This window comes from Providencia sp. PROV073, from assembly GCF_033688125.1.
Taxonomy (GTDB): Bacteria; Pseudomonadota; Gammaproteobacteria; order Enterobacterales; family Enterobacteriaceae; genus Providencia; species Providencia hangzhouensis.
Map to the genome: position 1 here is coordinate 1,519,978 of NZ_CP096353.1, position 22,047 is coordinate 1,542,024.

A 22,047-nucleotide genomic window follows, 5' to 3' on the forward strand; every position below is an offset into this window, starting at 1 on the left:
ATAATAGATATCAATAAGAAATCGCTATGCAACTAAAACCCTCTGCAATTTTAATTCATGTACCTGATGTTCAAGCGGGTTTGGCTTGGTATCAGCAAGCTTTTCCACAAGCAAAGGCAGAATACTTGCCTGACTTTGATTTCACCTTACTACATGTCGGAGACTTCACGATAGAAGTGGTGCAAGCGGATGAAAAAGTCAGTGAGGGTAAAAAAGGGACTGTATTGTATTGGCAAGTCGATGATTTTGATTTGGCTTTTGAGCATTTCACTCAACTAGGGGCAAAACTGTATCGCGGGCCAATGTTAATAGATGGTAACAACCGAATGTGCCAACTTGAAGACCCGTTTGGCAATTTAATTGGTTTAAAAGGGCAGTAAAATCCATTAAAACATTTAAAAAAATTAAAACCAATCGCAATGATTTACCTTATCAATTAGTAATATAAATAAAATTGCGATAAAAAATATAATTTGTGATAGCTGATGAAAAAAGGCACTAATTAGGGTGCTTTAAATTTTAAAATGCATTATAAAAAGTATGGTTTTTTCGGCGTTTTACGATGATTAATAGTATCTTAAGCTGAAAAATAACCAGTAATGAAGTGTTAAGGCGTAAAGTTAGTAGTTAAATGTTGCTTTCTTGTGAATGAATTAACATTACGTTTAAATTCTGCTATGCTGATCGCCCGAAGCTGGGCATAATTTTACCGCCATTGAGATTATGCGAGCAAATTCCTCTGACCTGGCACCGGATGATAATTTTGTCAGTATGGTGCAGAGAGCCGGGTATATAAATAACAAAGAAGCGAGGAGAACGTCGTGCTAGAAGAATACCGTAAGCACGTAGCCGAGCGTGCCGCTCAAGGGATTGTCCCTAAGCCATTAGATGCGTCACAAGTAGCTGCACTGGTAGAGTTACTGAAAAACCCACCCAAAGGTGAAGAAGATTTCCTGTTAGACCTGCTGACCAACCGCGTCCCCCCTGGTGTTGATGAAGCAGCGTACGTAAAAGCTGGATTTTTAGCCGCGATAGCTAAAGGCGAAACTTCCTCCCCTCTTATCTCCCCTGAAAAAGCCATTGAACTGTTAGGTACCATGCAGGGCGGATATAACATCCACGCACTGATTGATGCGTTGGATGATGAAAAACTGGCGCCAATCGCCGCTAAAGCACTTTCTCACACCTTACTGATGTTTGATAACTTCTACGACGTAGAAGAAAAAGCGAAAGCGGGAAATATTCACGCTAAACAAGTTATTGAATCATGGGCAGATGCTGAGTGGTTCAAAGAGCGTCCTGCGTTAGCTGAAAAAATGACCGTAACTGTGTTCAAAGTTACGGGTGAAACTAACACAGATGACTTATCGCCAGCGCCTGATGCATGGTCACGTCCTGATATCCCATTACACGCATTAGCAATGCTGAAAAACGCACGTGATGGTATTGAACCAGACGATGCGGGTAATGTTGGTCCAATCAAGCAAATTGATGCATTAAATAAAAAAGGCTTCCCATTAGCTTACGTGGGTGACGTCGTCGGTACCGGTTCTTCTCGTAAATCAGCGACTAACTCCGTGCTGTGGTTTATGGGGGACGATATCCCATTTGTACCAAATAAACGTGGCGGTGGGGTGGTATTAGGCGGCAAAATTGCACCAATCTTCTTTAATACGATGGAAGATGCGGGCGCATTACCGATTGAAGTGGATGTTTCTAAACTGAATATGGGCGATGTGATCGACATCTATCCATTTAAAGGTGAAGTTCGTAACCACGAAACCGGTGAACTACTAGAAACATTTGAATTAAAAACAGATGTGCTGATTGACGAAGTCCGTGCAGGTGGTCGTATTCCACTGATTATCGGCCGTGGTTTAACCAATAAAGCACGTGAATCACTGGGCTTAGAAGCGACAGATGTATTCCGTCACGCGAAATCCGTTGCACAAAGCAACCGTGGTTTCTCATTAGCACAAAAAATGGTTGGTCGTGCTTGCGGTCGCCCAGGTATTCGCCCTGGCGAATATTGTGAGCCAAAAATGACCTCTGTAGGTTCACAAGATACAACCGGGCCGATGACCCGTGATGAACTGAAAGACCTAGCTTGCCTTGGTTTCTCAGCAGATTTAGTCATGCAGTCATTCTGCCATACAGCAGCGTATCCAAAACCTGTTGATGTGACAACACACCATACCTTACCTGATTTTATCATGAACCGTGGCGGTGTTTCTCTTCGTCCGGGAGATGGTATTATCCACTCATGGTTAAACCGTATGTTACTGCCAGATACCGTTGGTACAGGTGGTGACTCACATACGCGTTTCCCAATTGGTATTTCATTCCCTGCGGGTTCAGGTTTAGTCGCATTTGCTGCGGCGACAGGTGTTATGCCACTGGATATGCCTGAGTCAGTATTGGTTCGCTTTAAAGGTGAAATGCAGCCGGGTATCACTTTACGTGACCTCGTTCATGCAATTCCACTATATGCAATCAAAGACGGCCTATTGACCGTAGAGAAAAAAGGTAAGAAAAACATTTTCTCTGGCCGTATCTTAGAAATTGAAGGCTTACCTGAGCTGAAAGTCGAACAAGCGTTTGAATTAGCGGATGCGTCAGCAGAGCGTTCAGCGGCGGGTTGTACTATCAAATTAGATAAAGCGCCAATTATCGAATACCTGCAATCGAATATCGTTCTATTAAAATGGATGATAGCAGAAGGCTATGGTGATCGTCGTACTATTGAACGCCGTATCAAAGGGATGGAAAACTGGTTAGCGGATCCACAACTGCTGGAAGGTGATGCAGATGCGGAATACGCGGCAGTGATTGAAATTGACCTCAATGATATCAAAGAGCCAATTCTGTGTGCACCAAATGACCCAGATGATGCACGTTTATTGTCTGATGTGCAAAACGAGAAAATTGATGAGGTCTTCATCGGTTCTTGTATGACAAACATTGGCCACTTCCGTGCAGCAGGTAAGTTATTGGATTCTCATAAAGGCCAATTACCAACACGTTTATGGGTTGCGCCTCCAACTAAGATGGACGCAGCACAGTTAACCGAAGAAGGTTATTACAGCGTATTTGGCAAGAGTGGTGCGCGCATTGAAGTCCCAGGTTGTTCTCTGTGTATGGGTAACCAAGCACGTGTAGCTGATGGGGCGACAGTCGTTTCCACTTCAACGCGTAACTTCCCTAACCGTTTAGGAACAGGTGCAAATGTTTACCTCGCATCAGCAGAGCTGGCAGCGGTAGCTTCTTTGTTAGGTCGTTTACCAACGCCAGCAGAATATCTGCAGTTTATGGATAAGGTTGATGAAACAGCGGCGGATACATACCGTTACCTGAACTTTGACCAGTTATCACAATATACCGAAAAAGCGGATGGCGTGATTTTCCAAACAGCGGTGTAATAAGGTAATATTAATAACGGAGGCTCCTAATGTTAGGGGCCTTTTTTAATTGGGTGTGTTCGCTAAATATATTCAGAAATTTCGATTAAATTTAAATCGACATCACGTAAGTAAATAGATCTAATTGCTCCAGTTGCACCAGTCCGATTAACTGGCCCTTCGATAATTTTTACACCTTGTTGTTCAATATGCTTTTGCACATCACACAGCGGTATATCACTAATAAAACATAAATCGAGCGCATCTGGTACAGGCAAGTGGGCTTTGGGTTCAAATTCTTTTCCATATTGGTGGATATTGATTTTTTGCTGCCCAAAACATAACGCATAACGCTGTTCACCAAAGGTAATAACTTCCATTTTTAACACCCGTTGGTAAAAGTCAATGCAGGCATCAAGGTTAGTTGTGGTTAGCACTATATGGTCTAAGCGATCGATCATTAGAGCTCCTATTGTTTTAATTATGACTATTTTAATTATTTTCTTATTTAATATTAAGTGAATTACGTGGCTTATGTGTTGAAATCGGTGCTTTACTCAATTTTATTTTTTCTGTTGGTAATACCTCTCAACAAAGCGGTTTGACTCGCGTTATACTAGGTTCAATAACGCAAGAGTAGAGGGACTGCATATGGACTACCAATTTTTCCAAGATATCACCGGAGCTATCTCCGCTAAATTCTCGATGGATCATGAGGCTATTGGATATTGGCTTAATGAAGAGGTTAAAAATAACCTTAGTCTGTTAGATGCTATTGAAGAAAACTATGAAAAAATCAAAGGAAGTGAAAAACAATGGGAGCTTATTGGCCACGAATATACATTGTTGCTTGATGATGAAGAAGTGATGATCCGCGCCAACCAATTATCATTTGAAACTGAAGGGTTGGAAGAAGGAATGAGTTATTATGATAATGAAAGTGTTGCATTTTGCGGCACTGATGACTTCTTATTAATGCTAAAAGATTATCGAATTTTTGTTATAGAAAATAGATAAAATAATTTTATTTAGTGATTTGTTTTGTGTTTTAATGAATCATCGCTATTATTTGCAATGTACGGCCAGCCATTAAACGTTTCGTTAAAGATTTATTGGTTGGGGTTAATATTGATAATTGGATCCTAAAGGGCATATATATATGAATACTGATGATGTTACAGGCGCGTTGAATGATGCAACGAATTGGTTTGTGGCGAACCAAGATCTGTTAGTTCAGTATGCTGTGAATATCGTGTCTGCTATCGTTATCTTGATTGTCGGGATGATGATTGCAAAATGGGTCGGGCGTGGTTTACATCGCGTGATGACCATGAAAGGCATTGATTCAACAGTGAGTGACTTTTTATCAGCGATAGCGCGCTATACCATTGTTGCATTCACCTTAATTGCTGTATTAGGGAAAGTTGGCGTACAAACAGCCTCTGTGATTGCGGTAATGGGGGCGGCCGGTTTAGCTGTTGGCTTAGCATTACAAAACTCGCTGGGTAACTTTGCCGCAGGTGTGTTGCTGGTGGTATTTAGGCCACTAAAAGCGGGGGAGTATGTCTCAATCGGTGCTGTTGAAGGTACAGTGCAAAATGTACAAATATTTTCAACTACGCTAAGAACCGCAGATGACCGTATTATTGTTATTCCTAATGGAAAGATCATTGCCGATAACATTATTAATACCAGTCGTGAGCCTAACCGTCGTCAAGATATTATTGTAGGTGTTGCTTACGATTCTGATATTGATGTGGTGAAAAAAGTATTAGGTGATATCGTCGCCGCAGATAGCCGTATTCAGCATGCTAAAGGCGTTACTATCCGTTTACATGATATGGCACCATCGTCATTAAATTATTTAGTGCGTTTTTGGACCACCAATGGTGATGCATGGCCTGTGTATTGGGACTTGCTAGAAGAGTTTAAGCGAGCATTGGATAAACATAATATTGGTATCCCATTCCCACAAATGGACGTTCATGTTCATAAACAAAATGCGCCTATCAAGCAAGATGCTGCAGAGTAATATTTAGAAAGTCATATTCAGCAGTTTCACTGAAAATAAGAGCCTGTCTTCGATGGGCTCTTATTCATTTCTCACTCCTATATTTTTCTTACCGAACCGTTTTTAGTTATAAGTCATACTTATGACCTATTAGACTTAATCATTTCCACTAATAATTTTTTCTCGTTAATATCCATGCATATTAATTGAATAAAAAGTTGGGATTAATGCATGTTTTCGATCTATTTACAGGGTGCACTGTTGGGTGCAGCAATGATATTACCTTTAGGGCCGCAGAATGCTTTTGTCTTACAACAAGGAAGCCGAAAGCAGTTTCATTTAATGAGTGCATTATTATGCGCTTTAAGTGATACCGTTTTAATTATCGCAGGTGTTTTTGGTGGGAGCGCTTTATTAAGCCAGTCTGAAATATTAATGCAATTGATTACATGGGCAGGCGTAGCATTTCTTCTATGGTATGGCTATGGTGCGTTTCGGACAGCACTCAGCCCTGATGAGGTCATACTTCAAACAGAAAGCCGTGCTATCACAAGATGGAAAGTGATTGTCACATTATTTGCCGTCACTTGGCTGAATCCTCATGTTTATTTAGACACTTTCGTTGTATTGGGTAGTGTGGGAGGCCAATTAGAAAGCCAGCTGAGACCTTGGTTTACGGCTGGAGCATTAACGGCTTCTTTTGTGTGGTTTTTTGCGTTAGCGATACTTGCAGCTTGGTTTTCACCCGTGTTAAATAAACCGCGTTCACAGCGTATTATTAACATTTTTGTGGGGAGTGTGATGTGGTTTATTGCATTTCAACTTGCAATACAGGGGCTTAAGGGACTCGGTTTGATTTCTCAATAACAATATATCTTCAACAGACAAGCAATAAAGTTCAATTTCTCATTATTCTGACTGTACTTTTTGTTTCATGTGTTACTGTTAAATTGAGCTCAGGGATAGTTTATTACCAATTATCCCTTTTTTAGCGATAAATAATTGCCTTGGGAGGTTCTGTGAAATTAAAATCTTTAGTTTTAGCTGCGATGGTAGCAGGTGCTGCGGTTCCTACCATGTCATTGGCTGACCCGTTACCTAATGGTCCACACATTACGACTTCGGGTAATGGAATAGTGAAAGCGACACCCGATATGGCGACGCTGAATATTCAGGTGGAAGTGACTGCTAAAGATGCGGCGGCTGCGAAAGCTGGGGTCGATAAGCGAGTTGCGGAGTATTTTGAGTTTCTTAAGAAAAACGGTATTGAAAAAGAAGATATTAATGCAGCAAATGTGCGAACTCAGCCTAAATATGATTACAGTAGTGTGAAACAAAAATCAACCATCGAAGGCTACACGGCAACACGTTCTGTTGAAGTGAAAGTGAAGAAATTAGACCAACTTAATGTCTTGTTAGATGGTGCTTTAGCCGCAGGTCTCAATGAAATCAACTCAGTACAGTTTGGTGTGGCTAATCCGCAACAGTATCGTGATGAAGCACGGTCTCAAGCGATTAAAAATGCGACAGAACAAGCTAATCTCTTAGCGAAAGGCTTTAATGTTCAGTTAGGCCCAGTGTATAGCATTAACTATAATGCGCCAGCTGCGGTGCCATATCCAATGGCAACAAGAAATTATGGTGGGGCGATGAAAGCCTCTGTTGCTCAAGACCTCAAGATTGATGAGACTTATGAACAACAGAGTATTGATTTTAATGACCAAGTTGATGTGGTATTTGAATTAAAACGCTAGTTTTTTGCGGGTTCATCTTCTTGTTTTAACATCTGGCGCCCAGTTTTTAATAGGGCGTCAGTCACTTTTTTCATCGTACGGCTTTCAGGTGCGAAGCGGTGCCAATAAAGCATGCGTCGCTGACATAGCCCTGGCGTTAAATCAACCAACTCACCATTCGCTAATTCACTTGCTATCTGCAAATGTGGGATCATACAGCAGGTAGAACCTTGTTTCGCTAACTGTACAAAGGCCTCTGAGGAGTTCACGATATGGCATGGAACACTGCCGGGCGACAACCCAAAGTTTTGTTGCACAAAGGCTTGGTGCATATCGTCTAAATGGTCGAAAGCAACCGCAGGCGCTTTTAATAACGAAGAGCGAGTCACCCCATCGGGGAAATATTTCGCTGCAAAGCCAGGTGATGCGACAAAAATATAGTCCAGCGCGCCAAGTTTATCGACCAAGCAACCCGGTAAGGCTTGGGGTTGAATACTGATAGCGCCTACCACTTCACCACGTCTTAAACGTTCTTGAGTTCGAGTTTCATCTTCTACCTGAATATTTAGCCGAATAGGGCTGTTGCCTAATACAGGGTTTAGGGCTGGAAGAAACCAAGTTGCCAAGCTGTCGGCGTTGACGGCAAGTGAGAGCAATAAAGGGGTGGAGCCACTATTTTCATCACCTAACCATTGTTCTTCTAACAATTCGACTTGATGAAGCAATGCTAGCAGTTTTTGCCCTTGTTCAGTTGGGTGTGGCGGAACGGTACGCACAAGTAGTGGCTGCCCAAATAGGTTTTCTAACTGCTTTATACGTTGTGACACAGCAGATTGCGTGATGCAGAGCTTTTGAGCTGCGCGCTCAAAGCCGCGTTCACGGATAACGGCATCCAGTGCTTGTAATGCGCGATAGTCAGGGCGCTTCATCAAAAAGATCTCCTTGTTGTTATTCTACCAAGCACTATGCCATATTTTTACAAATAACACTTAAAAATATTATTGTTGTGGCCTAAATCCCAAGAACCGTGACATAAATACAGCGAACAAAGCTGCAACTTATTGGGTGTCCGGTATATACTAGTTATTAATAACCTTAATCACGACTCAATTAAATCTTAAAAGGCATGAGCATGACTCAGGACGAATTAAAAAAAGCGGTAGGTTGGGCAGCACTTGATTACGTAAAACCGGGCACTATTGTTGGTGTTGGAACGGGCTCGACAGCTTCACACTTCATTGATGCATTAGCAACAATGAAAGGTCAAATAGAAGGTGCGGTATCAAGTTCAGAAGCATCAACTCAAAAATTAAAATCATTGGGTATTACGGTATTTGATTGCAATGAAGTGGATTCCTTAGATGTTTATGTTGATGGTGCTGATGAAGTTGACCATCACCTGAATATGATCAAAGGCGGTGGTGCGGCATTAACACGTGAAAAAATTGTTTCTGCAATTGCAAAAACCTTTGTTTGTATCGTTGACGAATCTAAGTTAGTTGATGTGTTAGGTAAATTCCCTCTGCCTGTTGAAGTGATCCCAATGGCGCGTAGCTATGTGGCACGTGAATTGGTTAAACTGGGTGGCACGCCAGAGTACCGTCAAAATGTGATTACAGATAACGGTAATGTGATTTTAGATGTCCATAATTTAAATATTATTGACCCAGTGGTATTAGAAAATACCATTAATGGGATTGCAGGTGTTGTGACCGTTGGGTTATTCGCGAATCGTGGTGCAGACGTCGTCTTGATGGGAACTGCAAACGAAGGCGTTAAAACCATCAAGTTATAATCTATATCGTATTCAATTTTTTAATAAGCCAGTGGAGTTATACCCACTGGTTTTTTTGTCTTACTGGTATTTTGTCATTAGTTTATGATTTGATAGAAGCTAAATTAATTAACCAGTTTTATTAATATCACCAATTTGAAATTTATTTTATTTTTTTTAATATCTAGCTATTTTGGTGATATATCTCACACAAATAGGCATTGTGCAGGAAAAATCCTTATTTTGTGTTATCACCCCTGATTTTCTACCATTTAACTTCTTTTTCTTCGCGCTTTTTAGCATCCATTAAGCAAACGGTTGTATTGCTACTGCGCTATTTTTTGCTATGTTGGTATACGCTTCATAGCTCAAGGTAGATGGATGTCATCTCTCTTGAGCTATGTTAGGCAAACACATATGTTCATCTGTTATAAATCTTAAGTACGTTCACGATAGGGTAGGGAAATGGTTAAGGTATCTTTGCAAAAAGACAAAATTAAATTTTTACTGCTAGAAGGTGTGCACCAAAGTGCGGTTGATAACTTAAAAGCTGCGGGCTACACCAATATTGAATATCACAAAAGTGCGTTATCCGACGAAGAATTAAAAGAAGCGATTAAAGATGCACGTTTTGTAGGTATCCGTTCCCGTACTCATCTTACTGAAGAAATTTTTGCAGCAGCAGAAAAACTTGTTGCAGTGGGTTGCTTTTGTATCGGCACCAACCAAGTTGATTTAGATGCTGCGGCAAAACGTGGTATCCCTGTATTTAACGCACCATTTTCGAATACACGTTCCGTTGCAGAAATGGTATTAGGCCAATTATTACTTTTACTACGTCGTATTCCTGAAGCTAATATGCAAGCCCACCGTGGTATTTGGGAAAAACAAGCGAAAGGCTGTTTTGAAGCACGCGGTAAGCGTCTTGGTATTGTTGGATATGGCCACATTGGTACTCAGTTAGGGATCTTAGCTGAGGGTATCGGTATGAATGTTTTCTTCTATGATATTGAAAACAAACTACCATTAGGTAATGCAACTCAAGTTCGTTCTTTAACTGAACTTTTGAATATGAGCGATGTGGTTAGCTTACATGTCCCTGAGACCCCAAGTACGAAGAATATGTTTGCTAAAGAACAATTCGACCGTATGAAGCCTGGTTCTATTTTCATTAACGCATCACGTGGAACAGTTGTGGATATTCCTTCACTGGCAGCCGCGTTGGAAAGCAAACATTTATCAGGTGCTGCGGTGGACGTATTCCCAAGTGAGCCAGCTGCAAATAATGACCCTAATGACCCATTTATCTCTGAATTAATTAAGTTCGATAATGTGATTTTAACGCCGCACATTGGGGGCTCTACAGAAGAAGCTCAAGAAAATATTGGGTTAGAAGTGGCTAGTAAGTTGGCGAAATACTCAGATAATGGTTCAACACTATCTGCGGTTAACTTCCCCGAAGTTTCCCTGCCTGTCCATACTGAAGATACCAACCGTTTCTTGCATATTCATGAAAACCGTCCAGGTATTTTGAACAGCATCAACCAAGTATTTACTGAAAATAACATTAACGTTGTTGGCCAGTATTTACGTACATCAGGCAACGTAGGTTATGTGGTTATTGATGTATTAATGCAAACGCCAAACCAAACAGATGAAGCACTCCAGAAATTAAAAGATTTGCCTGGAACCATTCGTGCGCGTTTACTGTTCTAAGTTACGCTAAAAATTGTGTGAAATAATGGCGCGGGTGTTTATGACCAGCGCCATATTTTTTGCGGCGTAATAATTTCGGGTAAAGGAATATCCCAGTGTGCGATGGGGAGTTTTTCTACTTGCTGGCAATTATGGGCAAGACCTATCGGATAAAAACCGGTTTTTTGCCAATTTGCTAGAGTCCTATCATAGAACCCACCTCCCATACCTAACCGTTGCCCTTGAGTATCAAAAGCCACTAATGGGATAAGCATGATATCCAGTTTCTCAAGTGGTAGCACATCTCTAACATCAAGCGGTGGTTCATCAATATTAAATCTGTTTTTAACGAGTTGGCTATCGGGGCGATAGTGAAGAAACAATAAATGGTGGCGACTAAAAGGATGCAAAACAGGGAGATAGACTTGTTTGCCTTCAGCCCAGAGCGCCTGAATAAGCGGTTTAGTATCAATTTCACCATCAAAAGAAAGAAACAACGCAATCGTGTTGGCTTGTGCTATTTTCGGGTGGTTTAATGCATTATGCATGAGTTGTTCCGCAGCGTCATATTGCTGCTGAGCGCTTAATTGACGACGTGCTTGGCGGATTGTTTGACGTACCTGCTGGCGTTGGGTCGAGAGGGAGTCTTGCATGTGATAACCTGTTATATATGCGATAAAAAACAGTTAACCAAGAAAGTAAATTACTTAAAGTATATCGCAAGATGAAAGGTTATGTAGAAAACAAATGAAAAATAAACAGGAACTTAATTGAGGGTCTCCAAGATGCCGTTGTAGGCTGTAACCCTTGAACCCTTGGTTCAAGGTGAACGCAGTTTAGCAACCTTTAGGCTTCCTGAGCGAATCAGGCATGCTCACCAGCGCCATAACCACATTCTATTTAGTTGAAATATCGGCTCAGGGGACTCGCCCACTCACGCGCATCTCAGAGAAATTTGGTTTGAGAACTTATCGTTACTCAGTGATTTCATTGTACGAAACTAGATTTAAAATGCAACCTTAATTTTGTATATTTTTTTCTACTAGTGTCTGATTAATAAGCAGATTTACTCTAGGGGCAATACCTGCCTCTCAGTAATTTTCACCTGATCGTGCAACGCTTGTTCGATTGTGTGCTGCAACATTTTTATTTTCTCTTCCATATTATAAGCATAATCACGCGTTTTTGTCTTTTCTTGTGCTAATTCGTGACAGACGTTCAATGCTACGATAAAAATAAGTTGTTCCATATTGGTCACACCGCTTCTATCTTTCAGATTTTGCAAGCGTTGTTCTAATTCTTTAGCCGACTCAAGAAGGGCTTCTTTTTGTTCTGATGGGCAGTTAACTCGCATTGAACGCCCGAAAATCTGGATGTCGACAGGTTGTGCGGACATGATACCTCCATACTGAATAATACTCGCCATAAATACATCATATTTGGCGCAATTAATAGATAAGACAAAAGCATACTGGTCTAGCGGCTATCCTTGATGGTAGCATATCACGAATCATAAGCTAACATGACGAATTCAGATGTCTATACAAAAATCTTTACCAAACTATGAATCACTGGACAAACTACTGCAACAGCACTCAATCGCACTTACTGCCGCGGAGATCCATGGTCTAATAACTGGGTTGATCTGTGGTGGGGGACGTGACCAAAGCTGGCAAACGTTAGTCCATGACCTTGCTAACGATGGTTTAGCTTTTCCACAAACCGTTTCACAGCCACTGCGAGAACTTTTTGATACCACGTTTGAAGCACTTGATGATAGCGAGTTTGCATTTACTATGCTATTTCCTGACGAAGACGCTTCTGTTTTTGACCATGCTGATGCGCTAGCTGGCTGGGTAAATCACTTTTTATTAGGTGTTGGTGTTACACAACCGAAACTGGCTGATAAAAAAGAGATAAGCGAGGTTATCACAGATTTACGCAATATTGGTATGCTTGGTTATGATGAAGACGAAGACCAAGAAGAACTCGAGCAAGCGTTAGAAGAAGTGGTGGAGTATGTCAGGGTGGCGGTGCAATTATGTTACATTGCATTGATTGAGCCAACTAAAGGCCAAGGCCCAACCGCAGTAGAAAATGATAAGCCAGTTCTTCATTAGTTTCTTTTAACGTGTAACGTGAGTTTTCAAAGCCACTTAACTTTATCGGACGATATTATATTATTGATAAAATTAAGTGCTTGAAAACGGGGTGTATCCAGTTTTAAGTCATTTCGCCAGTGTATGTTGTTATGTGATTGGTTAAACACAAGCAATATATTCAGCAATCTAATTATTCTGATAATAAGGCAAAAACGGTATGAATAAACAGGAATTTATTTCTCGTCGCAATGCATTATTGGCTCAAATGCAACCAGGCAGTGCAGCAATTATTTTCTCAGCGCCTCCTGCGCAGCGTAATGCGGATTGCGAATACCCGTACCGTCAACACAGTGATTTCCTTTATTTGACGGGGTTTAGCGAACCTGAAGCCGTATTAGTGTTGATTAAGAGCGATGAAAAACATAGCCATTCTGTTCTTTTTAACCGTGTTCGTGATTTAACTGCTGAAATTTGGTTTGGTCGCCGCCTTGGCCAAGACGCCGCACCTGAAAAGTTAGGTATCGACAAAGCGTTACCTTTCAATGAAATAGAAGAACAACTTTATCAATTACTGAACGGCCTCGATGTGGTTTATCATGCACAGGGGGAGTTTGCCTATGCCGATAAATTAGTATTTGATGCCTTAGATATTTTACGTAAAGGCAGCCGCCGTCACTTACGAGCGCCACAAACATTGGTAGATTGGCGGCCGATTGTCCATGAAATGCGCTTATTTAAGTCAGAAGAAGAAATTAATACTCTGCGTATGGCTGGGCGAATTTCTGCTCTCGCACACGTTAGAGCCATGGAAACTTGCCGACCTAATATGTATGAATACCAACTTTGTGGTGAGTTAGAACACGAATTTACTCGCCATGGTGCACGTTTCCCTTCGTACAACTCCATTGTGGGTAGTGGTGAAAATGCCTGTATTTTGCATTACACCGAAAATGAGAGCCTAATGAAGGATGGCGAATTAGTCTTGATTGATGCGGGGGCAGAATTTGAAGGCTATGCAGGGGATATCACGCGTACTTTCCCAGTAAATGGTAAATTTAGCCAAGCGCAACGTGAAATTTACGATATCGTCCTTAAAGCGTTAAATACCGCGTTAGAGCTATACCGCCCGGGAACCAGTATCCATGAGGTGACTCGTGAAATTGTTCGTATCAAAACAGAAGGTCTCGTCGCACTTGGAATTTTACAAGGCGATGTGGATCAATTGATCGAAAACAAAGCATATCAGCCATTCTTTATGCATGGTTTAAGTCATTGGTTAGGGTTAGATGTACATGATGTAGGTTTTTATGGCACAGACCGCGACCGTACACTTGAAGTGGGGATGGTATTAACTGTTGAGCCCGGTTTATATATTGCTCCAGATGCCGATGTGCCACCACAATATCGCGGTATTGGTGTACGTATCGAAGATGATATTGTTATCACCGAAAACGGAAATGAAAACTTAACAGATTTAGTCGTGAAAGACCCTGATGAAATTGAAGCCCTAATGGCGGCAGCAACGCACAATTTAGGGTAGCTGTCAGTCATCATAGAAAGGTAATAAACAACGCATGAATGTGATCATCGTGGGGGGCGGTATGGCGGGTGCAACATTAGCACTGGCGATATCATCCCTTAGCCAAGGAAAATTATCGGTTTCATTAATCGAGGCAGCTTTGCCTGATGGCAAACATCCGGGATTCGACGCACGTGCGATTGCGCTAGCCCACGGTACTTGCCAGTCGTTAGCAAAAATAGGCATTTGGCCTGCTTTAGCGGATTGTGTGACCCCCATTAATCATGTTCATGTGTCTGATAGAGGCCATGCTGGTTTTGTGAATATCGCAGCCGATGATTATCATATCGATGCTCTAGGCAATGTTATTGAACTGCACGAAGCTGGTGCCCGCCTATTTTCATTGTTACGTAAAGCCCCCGGTGTAACCCTTTATTGCCCTGCAAAAGTAGAAAATGTTTATCGTGAACAAGAGATTGTGACGGTCACCTTGGATAATGGAGATAAGGTGACAGGGGAATTACTGATTGCTGCGGATGGCAGCCATTCCGCGATTGGTAAAGCCTGCCATATGCAATGGCAACAGGACGATTATGGGCAAGTGGCTATTATCGCGAATGTGAAAACCGCCATAGACCCACAAGGCCAAGCCTTTGAACGCTTTACGGAATTTGGCCCATTAGCCTTGTTGCCAATGTCACAAGGCCGTAGTTCATTGGTTTGGTGCCATCAGCAAGAACAAGCTGACACAATCAGGTCTTGGGATGATGAGACATTCAAGGATAAATTACAGCAAGCATTCGGCTGGCGGCTAGGCGAAATCGTCATGGCCGGTAAGCGTCATTGTTATCCATTGGTATTACGTAAGGCGCTTAACCCTGTTAGTCATCGAGTCGTGTTAGTGGGGAACGCTGCTCAGACCCTGCATCCTATTGCGGGGCAAGGCTTTAATTTAGGTATCCGTGATGTGATGCAACTGGCTCACATTGTGGTAGATGCAAACGCGAAAGGGCAAGACATTGGCCGTTATTCATTACTCAGTCAATACCAGCAAGCCAGAGCGTTAGATAGAGACAAAACGGTTACGATAACCGACGGTTTGGTTCGTTTATTTGCGAATCGCTGTTTACCGCTTATTGTCGGGCGTAACTTAGGTTTAATGGCAATGGAAATGTTACCGCCAGCTCGTGATGTTTTGGCTCGCCAAACATTGGGTTGGGTTGCACACCAATAACCACGAAATAAAGAGGAATAAAAAATATGCAATCATTTGATGTGGTTATCGCCGGTGGTGGTATGGTTGGGTTGGCACTCGCTTGTGGGCTTGAAGGGAGTGGGCTCCGTGTTGCGGTAATTGAGACTCATCCACCCAAGGTACCATTTAGTGTAGCAGAGCCGCATGCATTAAGGGTATCTGCTATTAATGCGGCAAGTGAAAAGTTACTGACCCACTTAGGTGTATGGTCAACTATTAAAGGAATGCGAGCTTCTGCATATAATGGCATGGAAGTTTGGGATAACGATAGCTTTGGGCGTATTTCTTTTACCGCTCAAGAACGTAACCTGACGCATTTAGGGCATATTATTGAGAATAATGTTGTACGTGATGCACTATGGCAAAAGGCGTCTCAGCTTCGCGATGTGACATTATTAGCCCCCGCAACAATTAAAAAAGTGGTGTGGGGAGAAAATGATGTTTTCATTACGTTAGATGATGAAAACATGTTAACGGCACGGTTGATTGTGGGGGCTGATGGGGCAAACTCGTGGTTGCGTAGCCATGCTGATATCCCATTAACCTTTTGGGATTATGAACATACCGCGTTAGTTGCTACGATCCGAACCGAAAAACCTCACGAAGGCGTTGCTCGACAAGCTTTTGATGGTGAAGGTATTTTAGCGTTTTTACCATTAAGTGACCCACATCTTTGTTCAATTGTGTGGTCTCAATCTGCCACTGAAGCAGTTAGGCGTCAATCTTTAGAACCTGCTGATTTTAATAAAGAACTGGCGGTTGCATTTGATGTTCGTCTGGGTCTTTGCCAAGTGGAAAGTGAGCGATTAACCATTCCTCTCACAGGGCGTTATGCAAGGCAATTTGCAGCTCAACGCTTAGCTTTGTTGGGGGATGCGGCACATACCATCCATCCATTAGCAGGCCAAGGGGTTAACCTTGGGTTTATGGATGTGGCTATGTTGATTGGTGAAATTAAGCGTTTGCACCGCGAAGGTAAAGACTTTGGTCAATATTTATACTTGCGTGATTACGAGCGCAGCCGTAAGCACAGTGCAGCGTTGATGCTAGCTGGTATGCAAGGTTTCCGTGAATTGTTTGATGGCAATAACCCTGCGAAGAAATTACTTCGTGATATCGGGCTGGTTTTAGCGGACAGCTTACCGGGTGTTAAACCGCAATTATTGAACCATGCGATGGGGCTGTTTGATATGCCGAAGTGGCTGGAACAGTTACAAGTCGAAGACACTCTCTAAATCCCTTTCTGCAAAGGCACAATCTTATAAATTGTGTCTTTTTCTTTTTTAATTTCAATATACAAAGTGTCATCACTGGTTTCTGTATACGAAATAACCCTGCCGATCTTGTTTTAGTATGAATAGCAGACTTTTCTCTTTTTATCATGACTGAAAAAAACTAATTACATTCATTTTTCGCATTAGTTTTATTTATATTGGTGTGATGAGTTTTATTGGCGAAGCTATCATTTAAATTCTTTAATTGATGATATTTTGAGCTTCTAGACGCTAAATGTAAGGGTTTTGAGTGATCATTCTCAATTATTTAACAAAAAGCACTGGCAAAATCAGAGCGCAATCAGTAATACAGATGGATGGTCGCCCTATTTTTTTTTATAGAATAGAACTGCAAACAGTGGTAGGTTTTTTAAAAGTTATCGTTTGCGTCGGGTTAAAATTATCTCGCGACTTTGTTGCAGATGGGTAATTTTCACTACGCAATCACCCTGTCATATTAATTAATAATGTAAAGAGGGTATTCATGGTAAAGCAAACAACGCTATATGATGAACATATAGCCTGCGGTGCAAAAATGGTCGATTTTCATGGTTGGATGATGCCGTTGCATTATGGTTCGCAGATCAATGAACATAATTTTGTCAGAACCGAAGCAGGGATGTTTGATGTTTCCCATATGACTATTGTCGATTTACACGGGGAAGGCTGTCGCGATTTTCTCCGTTATCTTCTCGCCAACGATATCAATAAACTTACAGAGCAAGGTAAAGCCTTATATACATGCATGCTGAATGCTTCAGGTGGTGTTATTGATGACCTGATTGTGTATTACCTCGCTGATGACTTTTATCGTCTCGTCGTCAACTCAGCAACACGCGATAAAGACCTCGCTTGGATTGAACAACATGCTAAAGGTTATGCCGTTGAAATTCGTGTTCGCGATGACTTAGCGTTATTAGCTGTCCAAGGGCCGCAAGCACCAGAAAAGGTTCATTCATTACTGAGTTCGGAACAAAATAGCGCCATTGAAGGAATGAAACCATTTTATGGTATTCAAACTGGAGATTTGTTCATCGCAACCACGGGCTATACCGGCGAAAAAGGTTATGAAATTGCTATGCCTAAAGAGCAGGTCGTTGAATTTTGGCATAAACTGCTTAAGGCGGGGGTACACCCAGCGGGCTTAGGGGCGCGGGATACTTTGCGCCTTGAAGCCGGTATGAACCTATATGGGCAAGATATGGATGAAACGATTTCACCATTAGCCGCGAATATGGGCTGGACGATCGCTTGGAAACCAGAAGATCGCCAATTTATTGGCCGTGAAGCATTGGAAAAATTACGTGAACAAGGTACTGAAAAACTTGTCGGTATTGTGATGCGTGAAAAAGGTATACTGCGTGCAGGGCAAGTTGTCCGCTTTACTGATGAACTGGGGAAACTACAAGAAGGGGTAATAACCAGTGGCTCTTTCTCGCCAACCCTTGGCTTCAGTATTGCGTTAGCGCGTGTCCCGAACGGAATTCAAGACAAAGCAATTGTTGAAATCAGACAAAGAGAAATGCCAGTTGAAGTTGTTAAACCGGGCTTTGTCCGTGAAGGTAACTGCTTAGTGTAATTTGGGCGAATCTGATTAATAAATTTAAAAATTGAGAGGCTAATGATGAGCAATACACCTAAAGAATTAATGTACACCCGTGAACATGAGTGGCTGCGCGATGAAGGTAATGGTGAATTTACAGTTGGTATCACCGAACATGCGCAAGAAACGTTGGGTGACATGGTGTTTGTTGATTTACCCGAAGTGGGGACGGCGGTAAGTGCAGGTGATGACGTTGCAGTCGTCGAATCAGTTAAAGCAGCATCTGATATTTACGCACCACTGAGTGGCGAAATTGTGGCGGTTAATAGTGAGTTGAATGACGCGCCAGAACTCGTAAATGAACAGCCGTATCAAGAAGGTTGGATTTTCCGCATTAAAGCATCCGATACCGCAGAGCTGGCGGATTTGATTGATGCGGCGGGGTATACTTCTATGATTGAAGCCGAAGAATAGTTTATTCGTCATATTTTGTGTTGTGGCGGTGTTGGCTGCACTCGACAACTCGGGTCACATACTTGTGTATGTTCCCCAAGATTGTCTACGTTTGCCGCCTAGCCACAACGCAAACTATTTAGAATAAACACTTTTTAGTGATAGCCATAAGATGAGCTATTTAGAGGATTGATAAAATCTAATTAGTTAGAAACAAGAAACAACCGCAATATCATTGATTTTAAGCGTTATCTCGCAAGTTCCGTAATAACCGCCCTACAACTTATGCATAGCAGACAAAGGATGGGAACACAGATATGTCGATGTCACTGAGTCAATTAGAAAATCGTTCAGAATTCATTTCGCGCCACATTGGTTCATCAGAACAACAATTAAAAACCATGTTAGACACCGTGGGTGCAACGTCATTAGATGCCTTGATGGGCAAAATTGTCCCCAAAGCCATTTTGCTTGCAGAGCCGCCAAGAGTGGGAGGGGGAGCAACTGAACAAGAAGCTTTAGCGGAATTAAAAGCAATAGCGTCACTCAATAAACGCTACAAAAGTTATATTGGTATGGGATATGCCCCTGCTGTGCTTCCGCCAGTTATCTTGCGTAATTTATTAGAAAACCCGGGTTGGTATACCGCTTATACGCCATATCAACCGGAGGTGTCACAAGGCCGTTTAGAATCATTACTGAATTTTCAACAGTTAACTATCGACCTTACGGGGTTAGACCTTGCTTCTGCATCGTTATTGGACGAAGCCACCGCTGCGGCAGAAGCTATGGCGATGGCAAAACGGATCAGCAAACTGAAAGATGCAGAACGTTTCTTTGTGGCGGATGATGTTCATCCGCAAACTCTGGATGTTGTTCGCACACGTGCGGGGACTTTTGGTTTTGAAGTGATCGTGGATAGCGCAGAGAAAGCACTGGAACACGAAGGTGTTTTTGGTGTGTTACTTCAACAGGTTGGCACGACAGGTAATGTCCATGACTACAGTTCGCTATTTGCCCAATTAAAAGAGCGTAAAATTGTCAGTTGCGTTGCAGCAGATATGATGGCGCTAGTATTGCTCACTGCACCGGGTAAGCAAGGGGCGGATATTGTCTTCGGTTCAGCGCAGCGTTTTGGCGTCCCGATGGGGTATGGTGGGCCACATGCGGCCTTCTTTGCTTGTCGTGACGAATTTAAACGGGCAATGCCTGGACGTATTATCGGTGTGTCACGGGATGCAGCAGGTAATACCGCACTGCGTATGGCGATGCAAACCCGTGAACAACATATTCGCCGTGAAAAAGCGAACTCGAATATTTGTACATCCCAAGTGCTGTTAGCCAATATCGCAGCCATGTATGCGGTTTATCATGGGCCAAAAGGGCTGAAAATAATTGCAGAGCGTATTCATCGCTTCAGCACTATTTTTGCCAAGGCATTAGCAGACGCAGGTTTTACATCACGCCATAAAACTTGGTTTGATACGTTATGTATTGAAGTCGCTGACAAAACAGCGGTGCTAGCGCGTGCTGAAAAAGCCAAAGTGAATTTACGTACTGATATTCGTGGTGCAGTTGGCGTGACTTTTAGTGAAATCACGACTCGCCAAGATTTAAATGAATTGTTTGCGGTGATCACAGGTGTTGAAGCTAAGTTAGATTTTGAAAAACTAGACCAATCTGTTTCAGCGACAGAGCAAGCGATCCCAAGCTCTATGTTACGTGATGATGAAATTTTAGCTCATCCAAATTTTCATCGTTACCATAGTGAAACCGAAATGATGCGCTATATGCATAGTTTAGAGCGCAAAGATTTAGCCTTAAACCAAGCTATGATCCCTCTGGGTTCTTGTACGATGAAGCTTAATGCGGCTGCGGAAATGATCCCAATTACTTGGCCTGAATTTGGCGAGCTACACCCATTCTGCCCACCTGAGCAGGCTCAAGGTTATCACCAAATGATAGAGCAACTTTCCCATTGGTTAGTGCAATTGACCGGTTATGATGCTGTTTGTATGCAACCTAACTCAGGGGCTCAAGGTGAATATGCCGGTTTATTGGCTATTCGTCGCTATCATGAGAGTCGCAATGAAGGGGAGCGAAATATTTGTTTGATCCCGGCTTCTGCTCACGGTACCAATCCTGCCTCTGCGCATATGGCAGGTATGGAAGTGGTGGTAGTGCGTTGTGATGATGAAGGTAATATCGATTTAACGGATTTACGTGAAAAAGCTCAGCAACATAGCGAAGCTCTTTCTTGTGTGATGGTAACTTACCCATCAACCCACGGGGTATATGAAGAAAGTATTCGTGAAGTGTGTGAAATTATTCACCAATATGGTGGTCAAGTATATCTTGATGGTGCAAATATGAATGCTCAAGTTGGGTTAACAACACCGGGCTTTATTGGTGCGGATGTTTCTCACCTGAATTTGCATAAAACATTCTGTATCCCTCACGGCGGTGGCGGACCAGGTATGGGGCCTATCGGTGTGAAAAAACACTTGGCACCGTTCGTACCGGGGCATTCTGTGGTTGAGCAAGAAATGTTAACTGACCAAGGTGCGGTATCTGCAGCCCCATTTGGCAGTGCATCAATTTTGCCAATTAGCTGGATGTATATTCGGATGATGGGCTCTTATGGTCTACGTAAAGCTAGCCAAGTTGCTATTTTAAATGCGAATTATATTGCCAAGCGTCTTTCTGGCCGTTATGACATTTTATATACAGGGCAAGAAGGCTATGTTGCCCATGAATGTATTGTCGATTTACGCCCAATTAAAAGAGATACGGGTATCAGTGAGCTCGATATTGCTAAGCGCTTAATTGATTATGGTTTCCATGCGCCAACCATGTCTTTCCCTGTAGCAGGGACATTAATGATTGAACCGACAGAGTCTGAAAGCATAACTGAAATTGATCGGTTTATTGACGCCATGTTAGCGATACGCGATGAAATTGACCAAGTTGTGAAAGGGCAGTGGACACTAGAAGATAACCCTCTCGTGAATTCGCCTCATGTGCAAACGGAGCTAGCCGGGGAGTGGCCTCATAGTTATAGCCGTGAACTCGCAGCATTCCCAACAGCACAAACGAAAGCGAATAAATACTGGCCAGCAGTAAAACGGCTTGATGATGTGTATGGGGATCGTCATTTACACTGCTCATGTGTGCCGATTGAAGATTATATGTAGGAATATATCGCACACTTCCATTATATAATGTGAATTAAATACTCTTTAGGCTTGATTTCGGTGAGTTACTGAATTCAAGCCTTTATTTATTTAGGA

General features: G+C 42.3%; 19 protein-coding genes and 1 other RNA gene. 15 read left to right on the forward strand and 5 right to left on the reverse strand.

All coding sequences use genetic code 11. The features are described from left to right. The first annotated feature begins 26 nt into the window (after nucleotides 1-26). Both M1F17_RS06740 and acnB read left to right on the forward strand, forming a co-directional pair. Nucleotides 27-380: a VOC family protein gene (locus M1F17_RS06740; protein ID WP_094962986.1), complete on the forward strand. Its 354-nt coding sequence runs from the start codon at nucleotides 27-29 to the stop codon at nucleotides 378-380. A gap of 441 nt (nucleotides 381-821) precedes the next feature. Then, the gene (gene acnB, locus M1F17_RS06745) at nucleotides 822-3,419 is read left to right on the forward strand and encodes a bifunctional aconitate hydratase 2/2-methylisocitrate dehydratase (RefSeq protein WP_094962987.1); all 2,598 of its coding nucleotides are present in this window, start codon (nucleotides 822-824) and stop codon (nucleotides 3,417-3,419) included. A gap of 62 nt (nucleotides 3,420-3,481) precedes the next feature. On the opposite strand, the gene M1F17_RS06750 is transcribed toward acnB, so the two are convergent. Beyond that, nucleotides 3,482-3,859 (reverse strand): VOC family protein, encoded by a 378-nt coding sequence (locus tag M1F17_RS06750; protein WP_144141001.1) that lies wholly within the window; start codon nucleotides 3,857-3,859, stop codon nucleotides 3,482-3,484. Nucleotides 3,860-4,049: 190 nt separating this feature from the next. Here M1F17_RS06750 and M1F17_RS06755 point away from each other — a divergent pair, with 190 nt between their 5' ends. The 4 genes from M1F17_RS06755 (at nucleotide 4,050) to M1F17_RS06770 (ending at nucleotide 7,163) form a co-directional block, all read left to right on the forward strand. Further along, the gene (locus M1F17_RS06755) at nucleotides 4,050-4,415 is read left to right on the forward strand and encodes a YacL family protein (RefSeq protein WP_004261949.1); all 366 of its coding nucleotides are present in this window, start codon (nucleotides 4,050-4,052) and stop codon (nucleotides 4,413-4,415) included. Nucleotides 4,416-4,557: 142 nt separating this feature from the next. After that, nucleotides 4,558-5,430, forward strand: a complete 873-nt coding sequence (mscS, locus tag M1F17_RS06760; protein ID WP_094962989.1) for a small-conductance mechanosensitive channel MscS — start codon at nucleotides 4,558-4,560, stop codon at nucleotides 5,428-5,430. A 210-nt stretch (nucleotides 5,431-5,640) separates the two neighbouring features. Continuing rightward, complete coding sequence (gene argO / locus M1F17_RS06765) at nucleotides 5,641-6,276, forward strand: arginine exporter ArgO (RefSeq protein WP_164455301.1); 636 nt, start codon at nucleotides 5,641-5,643, stop codon at nucleotides 6,274-6,276. A 152-nt stretch (nucleotides 6,277-6,428) separates the two neighbouring features. Continuing rightward, nucleotides 6,429-7,163 carry an oxidative stress defense protein gene (locus tag M1F17_RS06770; RefSeq protein WP_144140997.1) on the forward strand — a complete coding sequence of 245 codons (735 nt, stop codon included), beginning with the start codon at nucleotides 6,429-6,431 and terminating at the stop codon, nucleotides 7,161-7,163. Here M1F17_RS06770 and M1F17_RS06775 read toward each other — a convergent pair. Continuing rightward, complete coding sequence (locus M1F17_RS06775; RefSeq protein ID WP_004261934.1) at nucleotides 7,160-8,071, reverse strand: LysR family transcriptional regulator ArgP; 912 nt, start codon at nucleotides 8,069-8,071, stop codon at nucleotides 7,160-7,162. The genes M1F17_RS06770 and M1F17_RS06775 overlap by 4 nt on opposite strands. 203 nt (nucleotides 8,072-8,274) lie before the next feature. On the opposite strand from M1F17_RS06775, the gene rpiA reads away from it, so the two are divergent. Continuing rightward, nucleotides 8,275-8,937, forward strand: a complete 663-nt coding sequence (rpiA, locus tag M1F17_RS06780) for a ribose-5-phosphate isomerase RpiA (protein ID WP_318837326.1) — start codon at nucleotides 8,275-8,277, stop codon at nucleotides 8,935-8,937. A gap of 444 nt (nucleotides 8,938-9,381) precedes the next feature. Beyond that, on the forward strand, nucleotides 9,382-10,632 hold the full coding sequence (serA, locus tag M1F17_RS06785; RefSeq protein WP_004261923.1) for a phosphoglycerate dehydrogenase: 1,251 nt from the start codon (nucleotides 9,382-9,384) through the stop codon (nucleotides 10,630-10,632). Between the two features lie 38 nt (nucleotides 10,633-10,670). Here serA and M1F17_RS06790 read toward each other — a convergent pair whose 3' ends face one another. From M1F17_RS06790 to zapA, 3 genes are all read right to left on the reverse strand, one after another. Continuing rightward, entirely contained in the window at nucleotides 10,671-11,264 is a 594-nt protein-coding gene (locus M1F17_RS06790; RefSeq protein ID WP_136135325.1) for a 5-formyltetrahydrofolate cyclo-ligase, read from the reverse strand. Between the two features lie 120 nt (nucleotides 11,265-11,384). Beyond that, nucleotides 11,385-11,566: non-coding RNA, 6S RNA (ssrS, locus tag M1F17_RS06795), on the reverse strand. Between the two features lie 111 nt (nucleotides 11,567-11,677). Further along, entirely contained in the window at nucleotides 11,678-12,007 is a 330-nt protein-coding gene (gene zapA, locus M1F17_RS06800) for a cell division protein ZapA (RefSeq protein WP_004913067.1), read from the reverse strand. A gap of 139 nt (nucleotides 12,008-12,146) precedes the next feature. Here zapA and M1F17_RS06805 point away from each other — a divergent pair, with 139 nt between their 5' ends. From M1F17_RS06805 to gcvP, 7 genes are all read left to right on the forward strand, one after another. Then, on the forward strand, nucleotides 12,147-12,731 hold the full coding sequence (locus M1F17_RS06805; protein WP_094962992.1) for a YecA family protein: 585 nt from the start codon (nucleotides 12,147-12,149) through the stop codon (nucleotides 12,729-12,731). A 199-nt stretch (nucleotides 12,732-12,930) separates the two neighbouring features. After that, on the forward strand, nucleotides 12,931-14,253 hold the full coding sequence (pepP, locus tag M1F17_RS06810) for a Xaa-Pro aminopeptidase (RefSeq protein ID WP_004261898.1): 1,323 nt from the start codon (nucleotides 12,931-12,933) through the stop codon (nucleotides 14,251-14,253). A 34-nt stretch (nucleotides 14,254-14,287) separates the two neighbouring features. Then, nucleotides 14,288-15,466 (forward strand): 2-octaprenyl-6-methoxyphenyl hydroxylase, encoded by a 1,179-nt coding sequence (ubiH, locus tag M1F17_RS06815; RefSeq protein WP_096863174.1) that lies wholly within the window; start codon nucleotides 14,288-14,290, stop codon nucleotides 15,464-15,466. A 26-nt stretch (nucleotides 15,467-15,492) separates the two neighbouring features. Continuing rightward, nucleotides 15,493-16,722: an FAD-dependent 2-octaprenylphenol hydroxylase gene (gene ubiI, locus M1F17_RS06820; RefSeq protein WP_180312515.1), complete on the forward strand. Its 1,230-nt coding sequence runs from the start codon at nucleotides 15,493-15,495 to the stop codon at nucleotides 16,720-16,722. Nucleotides 16,723-17,245: 523 nt separating this feature from the next. After that, on the forward strand, nucleotides 17,246-18,340 hold the full coding sequence (gene gcvT / locus M1F17_RS06825; protein ID WP_094962996.1) for a glycine cleavage system aminomethyltransferase GcvT: 1,095 nt from the start codon (nucleotides 17,246-17,248) through the stop codon (nucleotides 18,338-18,340). A gap of 45 nt (nucleotides 18,341-18,385) precedes the next feature. Next, nucleotides 18,386-18,778: a glycine cleavage system protein GcvH gene (gcvH, locus tag M1F17_RS06830; RefSeq protein WP_036958523.1), complete on the forward strand. Its 393-nt coding sequence runs from the start codon at nucleotides 18,386-18,388 to the stop codon at nucleotides 18,776-18,778. 296 nt (nucleotides 18,779-19,074) lie between these two features. Further along, on the forward strand, nucleotides 19,075-21,951 hold the full coding sequence (gene gcvP, locus M1F17_RS06835) for an aminomethyl-transferring glycine dehydrogenase (protein WP_262961199.1): 2,877 nt from the start codon (nucleotides 19,075-19,077) through the stop codon (nucleotides 21,949-21,951). Nucleotides 21,952-22,047 lie beyond the last annotated feature (96 nt).